The sequence below is a fragment of the Enterobacter sp. CP102 genome (assembly GCF_025152625.1).
In the GTDB taxonomy this organism is placed as follows: Bacteria; Pseudomonadota; Gammaproteobacteria; order Enterobacterales; family Enterobacteriaceae; genus Enterobacter; species Enterobacter soli.
The window spans coordinates 700,485-713,479 of record NZ_CP104014.1; the positions used below are offsets into that span (position 1 = coordinate 700,485).

The following is a 12,995-nucleotide window of genomic DNA, read 5'->3' on the forward strand; positions in this document are numbered from 1 at the left end:
ACGTGATAAATACGGAACCGAGAATCTGATGAGTGACTATAAATCAACCCTGAATTTGCCGGAAACAGGGTTCCCGATGCGCGGCGATCTCGCCAAGCGTGAACCGGGAATGCTGGCGCGTTGGACCGATGATGACCTGTACGGCATCATTCGTGCAGCCAAAAAAGGCAAAAAAACCTTCATTCTGCATGATGGCCCTCCATATGCGAATGGCAGCATTCATATTGGTCACTCTGTAAACAAGATTCTGAAAGACATTATCGTGAAGTCCAAAGGACTCGCGGGATATGACTCGCCTTACGTTCCGGGCTGGGACTGCCACGGTCTGCCAATCGAGCTGAAAGTGGAGCAGGAATTCGGTAAGCCGGGCGAGAAGTTTACCGCCGCAGAATTCCGCGCGAAATGCCGCGAATACGCCGCCACTCAGGTTGACGGTCAGCGTGCTGACTTCATCCGTCTGGGCGTGCTGGGCGACTGGTCGCATCCGTATCTGACTATGGACTTCAAAACTGAAGCCAACATCATCCGTGCGCTGGGTAAAATCATCGGCAACGGTCACCTGCACAAAGGCGCGAAGCCGGTGCACTGGTGCGTTGACTGCCGCTCTGCGCTGGCAGAAGCGGAAGTTGAGTATTACGACAAAACGTCTCCGTCTATCGACGTGGCGTTCCATGCGGTCGATCAGGATGCGGTGAAAGCCAAATTTGGCGTGACCTCCGTTAACGGCCCTGTATCACTGGTTATCTGGACCACCACGCCGTGGACCCTGCCAGCCAACCGTGCGATCTCCCTGTCTGGCGAGTTTGAATACGCGCTGGTGCAGGTTGAAGGTCAGGCGCTTATCCTGGCGAAAGATCTGGTTGAAAGCGTGCTGAAACGCGCGCACATCACCGACTACACCGTGCTGGGCACCGTGAAAGGCGATGCGCTTGAACTGATGCGTTTCAAACACCCGTTCCTGGACTTCGACGTTCCGGCGATCCTGGGCGACCACGTGACGCTGGAAGCCGGTACCGGTGCGGTACATACCGCCGGTGGCCACGGCCCGGACGACTACAACATCAGCCTGAAATACGGTCTGGAAATTGCTAACCCGGTTGGCCCGGACGGCTCATACCTGCCTGGCACTTACCCGTCGCTGGACGGTATCAACGTCTTTAAAGCGAACGACATCATCGTCGACATGCTGCGCACCAGCGGCGCGCTGCTGCACGTTGAAAAAATGCAGCACAGCTATCCGTGCTGCTGGCGTCACAAGTCACCAATCATCTTCCGTGCGACCCCGCAGTGGTTCGTCAGCATGGATCAGAAAGGCCTGCGTGCGCAGTCTCTGAAAGAGATCAAAGGCGTGCAGTGGATCCCGGACTGGGGCCAGGCGCGTATCGAATCCATGGTGGCTAACCGTCCTGACTGGTGTATCTCCCGTCAGCGTACCTGGGGCGTGCCAATGTCTCTGTTCGTGCATAAAGAGACGCAAGAGCTGCACCCGAACACCCTGGAACTGATGGAAGAAGTGGCGAAGCGTGTTGAAGCTGACGGCATTCAGGCGTGGTGGGATCTCGACTCCCGCGACATCCTGGGCGCAGATGCAGACAACTACGAGAAAGTGCCAGATACCCTGGACGTGTGGTTCGACTCTGGTTCAACCCACTCTTCCGTCGTTGACGTGCGCCCGGAATTTGCCGGTCACGCTGCCGATATGTATCTGGAAGGTTCTGACCAACACCGTGGCTGGTTCATGTCATCCCTGATGATCTCCACCGCCATGAAGGGTAAAGCACCTTACCGCCAGGTACTGACTCACGGCTTCACCGTTGATGGTCAGGGCCGTAAGATGTCCAAATCCATCGGTAACACCGTTTCTCCGCAGGATGTGATGAATAAACTGGGCGCAGACATTCTGCGTCTGTGGGTGGCATCCACCGATTACACCGGCGAAATGGCGGTGTCTGACGAGATCCTGAAACGTGCTGCCGACAGCTATCGTCGTATCCGTAACACCGCGCGCTTCCTGCTGGCGAACCTGAACGGTTTTGATCCTGTGAAAGACATGGTGAAACCGGAAGAGATGGTGGTTCTGGATCGCTGGGCGGTAGGCTGTGCGAAAGCAGCACAGGAAGATATCGTCAAAGCGTACGAATCTTACGACTTCCATGAAGTGGTACAGCGCCTGATGCGTTTCTGCTCCATCGAAATGGGCTCGTTCTACCTCGACATCATCAAAGACCGCCAGTACACCGCGAAAGCGGACAGCGTGGCGCGTCGTAGCTGCCAGACTGCGCTGTATCACATCGCAGAAGCGCTGGTGCGCTGGATGGCGCCGATCATGTCCTTCACCGCAGATGAAATCTGGGGCTACCTGCCAGGCGACCGCGAGAAGTATGTCTTCACCGGCGAGTGGTACGAAGGTCTGTTCGATCTTTCTGCCACCGAAGCGATGAACGATGCCTTCTGGGACGAGCTGCTGAAAGTGCGTGGCGAAGTGAACAAGGTTATCGAGCAGGCGCGTGCTGACAAGAAAGTCGGTGGCTCTCTGGAAGCGGCAGTGACCCTGTACGCAGAACCTGAGCTGGCGGCGAAACTGACGGCACTGGGCGATGAATTGCGATTTGTCCTGTTGACCTCGGGTGCGAAAGTTGCGGATTATGCCGGGGCGTCTGCTGATGCTCAGCAGAGCGAACTGCTCAAAGGGCTTAAAGTCGCACTGAGCAAAGCCGAAGGTGATAAATGCCCGCGTTGCTGGCATTACACCACTGATGTCGGCCAGGTGGCGGAACACGCAGACATCTGCGGACGCTGTGTAAGCAACGTCGCCGGTGACGGCGAGAAACGTAAGTTTGCCTGATGAGTAAATCTCTCTGTTCAACAGGACTGCGCTGGCTGTGGCTGGTTGTGGTCGTGCTGATTATCGATCTGGGCAGCAAGTACCTGATCCTCCAGAACTTTGCTCTGGGGGATACGGTGTCGCTGTTCCCGTCCCTTAATCTGCATTACGCACGTAACTACGGCGCGGCGTTTAGTTTCCTTGCTGACAGCGGTGGCTGGCAGCGCTGGTTCTTCGCGGGTATCGCTATCGGTATCTGCGTGATTCTGGCGGTGCTGATGTACCGTTCGAAGGCAACGCAAAAACTGAATAACATCGCCTACGCGCTGATCATTGGCGGTGCGTTAGGTAACCTGTTTGATCGCCTGTGGCACGGCTTTGTGGTCGATATGATCGACTTCTACGTCGGCGACTGGCACTTCGCAACCTTTAACCTGGCCGATAGCGCAATTTGTATCGGTGCGGCGTTAATCGTGCTGGAAGGCTTCCTGCCTAAACCCGCCGCGAAAGAGCAGGCGTAACAAAACCAGCCGGGTGACGCGTAGCGATCCCGGCCTACGGTTAATGTAGGCCCGGTAAGCGCAGCGCCACCGGGCAAAACAAGCGAGCAATTTGCATGTCTAAATCCGTACAGAGCAACAGCGCAGTCCTCGTTCACTTCACGCTGAAACTGGATGATGGCTCCACGGCTGAATCCACCCGCAACAATGGTAAACCTGCCCTGTTCCGTCTGGGTGATACCACTCTCTCCGAAGGTCTTGAACAACAGCTTCTGGGTCTGAAAGAGGGCGAGAAAAAGGCGTTTGCGCTGGAACCCGATGCGGCGTTTGGTGTGCCAAGCCCGGACCTGATTCAGTATTTCTCGCGCCGTGAATTCATGGATGCGGGTGAGCCTGAAATCGGGGCGATTATGCTCTTTACCGCTATGGACGGCAGCGAAATGCCTGGCGTGATCCGCGAAATCAACGGCGACTCCATCACCGTAGATTTCAACCATCCGCTTGCCGGGCGTACCGTCCATTTTGATATTGAAGTGCTGGAGATTGATCCGGCACTGGAGGCCTGAAATGCAGATCCTGTTGGCTAACCCGCGCGGCTTTTGCGCCGGTGTAGACCGCGCTATCAGCATTGTTGAAAACGCGCTGGAAATCTACGGCGCGCCAATTTATGTGCGTCATGAAGTGGTGCACAACCGTTACGTGGTTGATAGCCTGCGCGAGCGTGGCGCTATCTTTATTGAGCAGATCAGTGAAGTGCCGGACGGCGCGATCCTGATTTTCTCTGCGCACGGGGTTTCTCAGGCGGTACGTAACGAAGCGAAAAGCCGTGATTTGACCGTGTTCGACGCCACCTGTCCGTTAGTGACCAAAGTGCATATGGAAGTGGCGCGCGCCAGCCGTCGCGGTGAAGAGTCGATTCTGATTGGCCATGCGGGCCACCCGGAAGTCGAAGGCACCATGGGGCAGTACAGCAACCCGGAAGGGGGCATGTACCTGGTCGAATCACCGGAAGATGTGTTTACCCTGGACGTGAAAAACGAAGCCCGTCTGTCGTTTATGACCCAGACCACGCTCTCTGTGGATGACACCTCTGACGTGATTGATGCGCTTCGCCAGCGTTTCCCGAAAATCGTTGGGCCGCGTAAAGACGACATCTGCTACGCCACCACCAACCGTCAGGAAGCAGTACGCGCCCTGGCAGAACAGGCTGATGTGGTGCTGGTTGTTGGTTCGAAGAACTCCTCTAACTCCAACCGCCTGGCCGAGCTTGCGCAGCGTATGGGGAAAGCGGCATTCCTGATTGATGATGCAACAGACATTCAGGAAGCGTGGGTTAAAAACGCCACCTGCGTCGGCGTCACCGCCGGGGCATCTGCACCGGATATCCTGGTTCAGAACGTGATTGCCCGCTTGCAGGAGCTGGGTGGTAGTGAAGCGATACCGCTGGAAGGACGCGAAGAGAACATCGTTTTCGAAGTCCCGAAAGAACTGCGTATCGATGCTCGCGAAGTGGAATAATCCCTTTTCAGATAAAAGGCCAGCACCTCCTGTGCTGGCCTTTTTTTTTGCCAATCTTTTATCGTGATGACTAAATCATGTCTTTTACTGATATTTAAGTCGGTTTCACGTTAAATTCTAATTATCGGTGTTTTCAGTTGGCAGCCTTCACTCAGGCTGGTTAATCTGAAAACGGTTTACATCATTTTAACGTAAGAGAATAACTATGCATGATGCACAGATCCGTGTCGCTATTGCGGGCGCGGGTGGACGTATGGGTCGCCAGCTGATTCAGGCGGCACTACAGATGGATGGCGTGGCACTTGGCGCGGCGCTGGAGCGTGAAGGTTCATCGCTTCTGGGAACCGATGCCGGTGAACTGGCAGGCGCAGGCAAGACCGGCGTTAGCGTACAGAGCAGCCTGGATGCCGTAAAAGATGACTTTGATGTGTTCATCGATTTCACGCGACCGGAAGGGACGCTGAACCACCTGGCGTTTTGCCGAAAGCACGGTAAAGGCATGGTGATCGGCACCACCGGTTTTGATGATGCCGGTAAACAGGCCATCCAGGATGCGTCAAACGAGATTGCGATTGTCTTCGCCGCTAACTTCAGCGTGGGCGTAAACGTCATGCTGAAGCTGCTGGAGAAGGCAGCGAAAGTGATGGGTGACTACACCGACATTGAGATTGTCGAAGCTCACCACCGCTATAAAGTCGATGCGCCATCGGGCACGGCACTGGCGATGGGTGAAGCGATTGCTCATGCACTGGATAAAGATTTGAAAGACTGCGCGGTGTATACCCGCGAAGGGCACACCGGCGAACGTGTTCCGGGCACGATTGGTTTTGCAACCGTTCGTGCAGGTGACATCGTCGGTGAACATACAGCGATGTTCGCCGATATTGGCGAACGTGTGGAGATCACGCATAAAGCCTCCAGCCGTATGACCTTTGCAAATGGTGCTGTACGTTCGGCCTTGTGGCTGAAAGGTAAAAATAATGGTCTTTTTGATATGCGAGATGTGCTGGATCTCAACAATTTGTAAGATTTATTACCCATCGTGATGTGGTTATTGCAGTCGTAATGTGTTGATTGCATAGGGCAATAATTTATTGCCCTTTTATTTTATCTGTTTTTCCTTATTTTCTTGTTAAAGCGTTCAAATTTTACAGTCTTCGTCTTGTTTTGTGTTGCGGTAATGTAAATTTTGACCATCTGGTCTACTTTTTGTTGTGTCAGGACTCAGGTTTCCATTAAACTTGCCGCGCAAGCGTTTTCTGATGTGATTTACTTGATCTTTTTGTCGCTTAAACCGCATTCCCGCCACCAGGCTTGCAAAAGAATAAACAAAATATCCGTTTTAAGTTGACTTTTACCCTCTGAATACCCAGAATGCCGCCGTTTGCCAAAAATCCGCTGGCAACACATTTGCATTGCTTCATGACGTGGTTATGAATTAATATGCAAATAAAGTGAGTGAATATTCTCTGGAGGGTGTTTTGATTAAGTCAGCGCTATTGGTTCTGGAAGACGGAACCCAGTTTATCGGTCGGGCCATAGGGGCAACGGGTTCGGCGGTTGGGGAAGTCGTTTTCAATACTTCAATGACCGGTTATCAAGAAATCCTCACTGATCCTTCCTATTCTCGCCAAATCGTTACTCTTACTTATCCTCATATCGGCAATGTCGGCACCAATGCTGCTGACGAAGAATCCTCTCAGGTACATGCGCAAGGTCTGGTCATTCGCGACCTGCCGCTGATTGCCAGCAACTTCCGCAATACCGAAGACCTCTCTTCTTACCTGAAACGCCATAACATCGTGGCGATTGCCGATATCGATACCCGTAAGTTAACGCGTCTGCTGCGCGAGAAGGGTGCACAGAATGGCTGCATCATCGCGGGTGATAACCTGGACGCGGCACTGGCGCTTGAAAAAGCGAAAGCCTTCCCGGGCCTGAACGGTATGGACCTGGCGAAAGAAGTGACGACAGCTGAAGCCTACAGCTGGACGCAGGGGAGCTGGACGCTGGAAGGCGACCTGCCGGAAGCGAAACCAGAAAGCGAGCTGCCGTTCCATGTTGTTGCCTACGATTTCGGTGCTAAGCGCAACATCCTGCGCATGTTGGTTGACCGTGGCTGCCGCCTGACCGTGGTTCCGGCGAAAACCTCTGCCGAAGACGTGCTGAAGATGAACCCGGACGGCATCTTCCTCTCAAACGGCCCAGGTGACCCGGCGCCGTGCGACTACGCTATCGACGCGATTAAGTCCTTCCTGGAAACCGATATCCCGGTCTTCGGTATCTGCCTCGGCCATCAGCTGCTGGCGCTGGCGAGCGGTGCGAACACCGTGAAGATGAAGTTCGGTCACCACGGTGGTAACCACCCGGTGAAAGATATCGACAACAACACCGTAATGATTACGGCGCAGAACCACGGCTTTGCGGTGGATGAGGCTTCCATGCCTGCCAACCTTCGCGTAACGCACAAATCGCTGTTCGATGGCACCCTGCAAGGTATCCACCGTACCGATAAGCCTGCGTTTAGCTTCCAGGGTCACCCTGAAGCCAGCCCTGGCCCGCACGATGCTGCGCCGCTGTTCGATCACTTCATCGAACTTATTGAGCTTTACCGTAAGACCGCTAAATAATCAGGAGCCGAGAAGACAATGCCAAAACGTACAGACATAAAAAGCATCCTGATCCTTGGCGCTGGCCCGATCGTTATCGGCCAGGCCTGTGAATTTGACTACTCCGGTGCGCAGGCGTGTAAAGCGCTGCGTGAAGAGGGCTACCGCGTCATTCTGGTGAACTCTAACCCGGCAACCATCATGACCGACCCGGAAATGGCTGATGCAACTTACATCGAGCCGATTCACTGGGAAGTGGTTCGCAAAATCATCGAAAAAGAGCGCCCGGATGCGGTGCTGCCAACGATGGGCGGCCAGACTGCACTGAACTGTGCGCTGGAGCTTGAGCGTCAGGGCGTGCTGGCAGAGTTTGGTGTGACCATGATTGGTGCCACCGCCGATGCGATTGATAAAGCAGAAGACCGTCGTCGCTTCGACGTGGCGATGAAAAAAATCGGCCTCGACACCGCGCGTTCCGGTATCGCGCACAACATGGAAGAAGCGCTGGCTGTTGCGGCTGACGTGGGTTATCCGTGTATCATCCGTCCTTCCTTCACCATGGGCGGCACCGGCGGCGGTATCGCTTACAACCGCGAAGAGTTCGAAGAGATTTGCGAACGCGGTCTGGACCTTTCCCCAACCAAAGAGCTGCTGATTGATGAATCGCTGATTGGCTGGAAAGAGTATGAGATGGAAGTGGTGCGTGATAAAAACGACAACTGCATCATCGTCTGCTCCATCGAAAACTTCGATGCGATGGGTATCCATACCGGTGACTCCATCACCGTTGCGCCAGCCCAGACCCTGACCGACAAAGAGTATCAAATCATGCGTAACGCCTCGATGGCGGTACTGCGTGAAATCGGCGTTGAAACCGGCGGTTCTAACGTGCAGTTCTCGGTGAACCCGAAAACCGGTCGTCTGATTGTTATCGAAATGAACCCGCGTGTATCCCGTTCCTCTGCGCTGGCCTCGAAAGCAACCGGCTTCCCGATAGCTAAAGTCGCCGCGAAACTGGCGGTGGGTTACACCCTCGACGAGCTGATGAACGACATCACCGGCGGCCGTACCCCTGCGTCCTTCGAACCGTCTATCGACTACGTTGTGACAAAAATTCCTCGCTTCAACTTCGAAAAATTCGCGGGTGCGAACGACCGTCTGACCACCCAGATGAAATCTGTTGGTGAAGTGATGGCAATTGGCCGCACCCAGCAGGAATCCCTGCAGAAAGCGCTGCGTGGCCTGGAAGTAGGCGCGACCGGCTTTGACCCGAAAGTGAGCCTGGATGACCCGGAAGCGCTGACCAAAATTCGCCGCGAGCTGAAAGACGCAGGCGCAGAGCGTATCTGGTACATCGCCGATGCCTTCCGTGCTGGCCTGTCTGTCGACGGCGTGTTCAACCTGACCAACATCGACCGCTGGTTCCTGGTGCAGATTGAAGAGCTGGTTCGTCTGGAAGAGCAAGTGGCGGAGCTGGGCATCACCGGCCTTGACGCTGATTTCCTGCGCGTACTGAAGCGTAAAGGCTTTGCCGATGCGCGTCTGGCAAAACTGGCGGGCGTCCGCGAAGCGGAAATCCGCAAGCTGCGTGACCAGTACAACCTGCACCCGGTTTACAAACGCGTAGATACCTGTGCGGCAGAATTTGCGACCGACACCGCGTACATGTACTCCACGTATGAAGATGAGTGCGAGGCGAACCCGTCAGTCGACCGCGACAAGATTATGGTACTGGGCGGCGGGCCAAACCGTATCGGCCAGGGCATTGAGTTCGATTACTGCTGCGTACATGCCTCTCTGGCGCTGCGTGAAGACGGTTACGAAACCATCATGGTTAACTGTAACCCGGAAACCGTATCGACAGACTACGACACCTCTGACCGTCTGTACTTCGAGCCGGTAACGCTGGAAGACGTGCTGGAAATCGTGCGCATCGAGAAGCCAAAAGGCGTTATCGTGCAGTACGGCGGCCAGACCCCGCTGAAACTGGCACGCGCGCTGGAAGCCGCCGGTGTACCGGTTATCGGCACCAGCCCGGATGCGATTGACCGTGCAGAAGACCGTGAGCGTTTCCAGCAGGCGGTTGACCGTCTGAAGCTGAAACAGCCTGCAAACGCCACCGTGACCGCGATTGAGATGGCTGTAGAGAAGGCAAAAGACATTGGCTACCCGCTGGTGGTGCGTCCTTCTTACGTGCTGGGCGGCCGCGCAATGGAAATCGTCTACGACGAAGCCGACCTGCGTCGCTACTTCCAGACTGCGGTAAGCGTCTCTAACGATGCGCCAGTGCTGCTCGACCGCTTCCTGGACGATGCGGTAGAAGTGGACGTTGACGCCATCTGCGACGGCGAAATGGTGCTGATTGGCGGCATCATGGAGCACATTGAGCAGGCGGGCGTGCACTCCGGTGACTCTGCATGTTCTCTGCCAGCGTATACGCTGAGCCAGGAAATTCAGGACGTGATGCGCCAGCAGGTGCAGAAACTGGCCTTCGAGTTGCAGGTTCGTGGTCTGATGAACGTCCAGTTCGCCGTAAAAGACAACGAAGTCTACCTGATTGAAGTGAACCCGCGTGCTGCACGTACCGTACCGTTCGTCTCCAAAGCGACCGGCGTTCCGCTGGCGAAAGTGGCGGCGCGCGTGATGGCTGGCCAGACGCTGGCTCAGCAGGGCGTGACGAAAGAAATCATCCCACCGTACTACTCGGTGAAGGAGGTTGTACTGCCGTTCAACAAATTCCCGGGCGTTGACCCGCTGTTAGGGCCAGAAATGCGCTCTACCGGGGAAGTGATGGGCGTGGGCCGCACCTTCGCTGAAGCGTTCGCAAAAGCACAGTTGGGCAGTAGCTCCACCATGAGAAAATCAGGCCGTGCGCTGCTCTCTGTTCGTGAAGGCGATAAAGAGCGCGTGGTTGACCTGGCTGCCAAGCTGCTGAAACAGGGCTTCGAGCTGGATGCAACCCACGGTACAGCGATTGTGCTGGGTGAAGCCGGTATCAACCCGCGTCTGGTGAACAAGGTGCATGAAGGTCGTCCGCACATTCAGGACCGTATCAAGAATGGCGAATATACCTACATCATCAACACCACGGCGGGCCGTCAGGCGATTGAAGATTCCAAGCTGATTCGCCGCAGCGCACTGCAGTACAAAGTGCACTACGACACCACCCTGAACGGCGGTTTCGCAACAGCCATGGCGCTGAACGCGGACGCGACCGAGAAGGTGATTTCAGTGCAGGAAATGCACGCGCAGATTAACAAGTAAGTAAAAATGCCCGGCGGTCTTCCGTCGCCGGGCATTATCCCCACCTTCAGAACCTTCTGGTTTTCCATCCTCTTTCAGTCAGTTAGCCTAAAATGGTTAGGTCGATAACGAAATCCAACTGAATGCAGGGGAAAACACCATGCAAAATAAATTACTTATCACTTCTGTCTTTGCTGCCGCAGCGCTGTTCACCGTCGCGGGCTGCTCCTCTAACCAGGCAGTAAAAACCACCGATGGCAAAACCATCGTCACCGACGGGAAACCGCAGGTTGATGAAGATACCGGCCTGGTGTCTTACAAAAATGCTGAAACCGGTAAAACGGAGCAGATTAATCGTGACCAGGTGAAATCGATGGGTGAGCTGGATAACTGATTAATGACGCTGGCCCGTGCGGGCCAGCGTTGTGCTCTAGAGCAGGTCGTTATTGATTTTGACGACAATCTTGCGCAGCGGAGCGCCGGCATCAAGCGCACTCATCGGACGGTGTAATTCACCCGGGAACAGGATAGCCAGCTCAAAGGGATGAAGATGGATCAGCGATTCACTGCTGATATGTTCGCAAAAACCAATGTCGTGAGCCGCATTAAACGGGCCATCAGGTGTGATGGTCAGCCCCTTATTGCCTGCGCCAATAATCTCTTTCCCCGCCAGAACGATATGAATATCTATGTACTGACGATGGTACTCCGGGCGCTGTTCGGCCAGCGGGCGCGTTTCGCCTTCGGCGACGGTAAAAAAGAGATTATCGCCATCAACGGTATATTTACCCGCAGGCAGGCTGAGCGGATCCTGGGCGATAACCGCCTGTAACGCGTTGCGGATAACCGGCGGATAGAGTGCATTTTTAGCCGCTGCGGCTAAGGTATCGATAATCATGCCAGCACCTCCCTGGAGTGCGTTTGTTCGAGTAACGTTAAGGCGTTCGCCACGATCTGCGCCACCGTCGGGGCAATATCAATGGCGACAATATCGGTTTCGCTGCTGTCGGGGGCTTCCAGCGCCGCAAACTGGCTGCGCAGTAATGCTTCCGGCATAAAATGGCCTTTGCGTTGCTGCATTCGGGCCAGAATGCAGTCGTAATCGCCCGTCAACCAGAGGAAGCGGACCTTGTTGCTGCCTTTGCGCAGCTGGTCGCGATAGCGTTTTTTGAGCGCCGAACAGACCAGCACGCCGGATTCATTCTTCTGCTCAAGGCTAAAAATAACGTCGGCGATGCGCTCCAGCCATGGCTGGCGATCGTTATCATCAAGCGGCTGGCTGGCCGCCATTTTGACAATATTCTGCCGGGGGTGAAGGTCATCGCCATCGATGAATTTAGCCCCCATCTGCTGCGCGATAGCGTGTCCGACCGTTGTTTTCCCGGTGCCTGATACGCCCATCAGGATGATACATTGCCCTGTCATAGCGCCTCCGGATTCACACTGCCACCAACATGCCGCCATCCACGAACAACAGATGCCCGTTGACGAAGTTAGAGGCGCTGGAAGAGAGAAACACCGCCGCGCCAACCAGCTCCTGTGGATTGCCCCAGCGCGCTGCCGGAGTGCGTTTGCACAGCCAGTCGGTAAAGGCTTTATCATCGACCAGCGTCTGCGTCATCGCCGTTTTGAAGTAGCCTGGCGCGATGCCATTAACCTGAATGTTATGGCGCGCCAGCTCAACGCACATACCGCGCGTCAGCATTTTGACCGCCCCTTTCGCGGCGGCGTAAGGGGTGATGGTGTCGCGGCCCAGTTCACTTTGCATAGAGCAGATGTTGACGATTTTGCCCTGCTGGCGGGTGATCATCCGTTTGGCAACGGCCTGCGATACTAAAAATACCGCCGTCTGATTCACGGAAATAACGTCATTCCATTCCTGAACCGGGAATTCAGTAAAAGGATGGCGGCGCTGAATACCGGCGTTATTAAATAATACGTCGATGGTGCCTATTTCTTTTTCAATCTGGCTAATCGCATTTTCTACGCAATCCGCATCCGTGACATTAAATACGGCAGGATATGCCGTCGCACCTTCATCGCGTAATTTCATGACCGCATCGTTCGCCCGGGTTTCAGAAATATCATTAATGATAATTTCCGCGCCATATTGCGCCAGGCCCTGAGCCATGACAAAACCAATTCCCTGACCTGCGCCTGTAATTAAAATGCGTTTACCTTGTAAGCTGAAAAGATCTTTCATCTTGATATCCTGATTAACGGCTGAAAACGGAAAACGTTGTGGGTTCTATCTCACGGATTTTCGGCCAGTGAAACTGTGATGAGGATCACTTCAAATCG

The 12,995-nt window shown here is 54.7% G+C and carries 11 protein-coding genes; 8 read left to right on the forward strand and 3 right to left on the reverse strand.

Features of this window, described 5'->3' with window-relative positions; all coding sequences use genetic code 11:
• Positions 1-28 precede the first annotated feature (28 nt).
• The 8 genes from ileS to N1249_RS03390 all read left to right on the forward strand — a co-directional run bounded on the left by ileS (position 29) and on the right by N1249_RS03390 (position 11,088).
• Positions 29-2,845, forward strand: coding sequence for an isoleucine--tRNA ligase (ileS, locus tag N1249_RS03355; protein ID WP_259834566.1), 2,817 nt, complete (start codon positions 29-31; stop codon positions 2,843-2,845).
• Positions 2,845-3,345, forward strand: a complete 501-nt coding sequence (gene lspA / locus N1249_RS03360; RefSeq protein WP_259834568.1) for a signal peptidase II — start codon at positions 2,845-2,847, stop codon at positions 3,343-3,345. The genes ileS and lspA overlap by 1 nt, the downstream gene beginning before the upstream one ends.
• Before the next feature lie 95 nt (positions 3,346-3,440).
• A complete protein-coding gene (gene fkpB / locus N1249_RS03365; protein WP_014068848.1) occupies positions 3,441-3,890 on the forward strand; it encodes an FKBP-type peptidyl-prolyl cis-trans isomerase in 450 nt (149 codons plus the stop codon).
• Position 3,891: 1 nt separating this feature from the next.
• A complete protein-coding gene (gene ispH, locus N1249_RS03370) occupies positions 3,892-4,842 on the forward strand; it encodes a 4-hydroxy-3-methylbut-2-enyl diphosphate reductase (RefSeq protein ID WP_259834570.1) in 951 nt (316 codons plus the stop codon).
• 205 nt (positions 4,843-5,047) lie between these two features.
• Positions 5,048-5,869, forward strand: coding sequence for a 4-hydroxy-tetrahydrodipicolinate reductase (dapB, locus tag N1249_RS03375; protein WP_259834573.1), 822 nt, complete (start codon positions 5,048-5,050; stop codon positions 5,867-5,869).
• A gap of 454 nt (positions 5,870-6,323) precedes the next feature.
• Positions 6,324-7,472, forward strand: coding sequence for a glutamine-hydrolyzing carbamoyl-phosphate synthase small subunit (carA, locus tag N1249_RS03380; protein ID WP_014068851.1), 1,149 nt, complete (start codon positions 6,324-6,326; stop codon positions 7,470-7,472).
• 18 nt (positions 7,473-7,490) lie between these two features.
• On the forward strand, positions 7,491-10,715 hold the full coding sequence (gene carB / locus N1249_RS03385; RefSeq protein ID WP_259834577.1) for a carbamoyl-phosphate synthase large subunit: 3,225 nt from the start codon (positions 7,491-7,493) through the stop codon (positions 10,713-10,715).
• 139 nt (positions 10,716-10,854) lie between these two features.
• The gene (locus N1249_RS03390) at positions 10,855-11,088 is read left to right on the forward strand and encodes a YgdI/YgdR family lipoprotein (RefSeq protein ID WP_014068853.1); all 234 of its coding nucleotides are present in this window, start codon (positions 10,855-10,857) and stop codon (positions 11,086-11,088) included.
• Between the two features lie 36 nt (positions 11,089-11,124).
• Here the strand turns inward: N1249_RS03390 and N1249_RS03395 are convergent, their stop codons facing one another.
• The 3 genes from N1249_RS03395 to idnO are packed head-to-tail and all read right to left on the reverse strand — an operon-like array spanning position 11,125 to position 12,897.
• On the reverse strand, positions 11,125-11,592 hold the full coding sequence (locus N1249_RS03395; protein WP_259834581.1) for a YhcH/YjgK/YiaL family protein: 468 nt from the start codon (positions 11,590-11,592) through the stop codon (positions 11,125-11,127).
• Positions 11,589-12,119: a gluconokinase gene (locus N1249_RS03400; RefSeq protein ID WP_259834585.1), complete on the reverse strand. Its 531-nt coding sequence runs from the start codon at positions 12,117-12,119 to the stop codon at positions 11,589-11,591. The genes N1249_RS03395 and N1249_RS03400 overlap by 4 nt, the downstream gene beginning before the upstream one ends.
• A gap of 13 nt (positions 12,120-12,132) precedes the next feature.
• Entirely contained in the window at positions 12,133-12,897 is a 765-nt protein-coding gene (gene idnO, locus N1249_RS03405; protein WP_259834587.1) for a gluconate 5-dehydrogenase, read from the reverse strand.
• Positions 12,898-12,995: the final 98 nt, after the last annotated feature.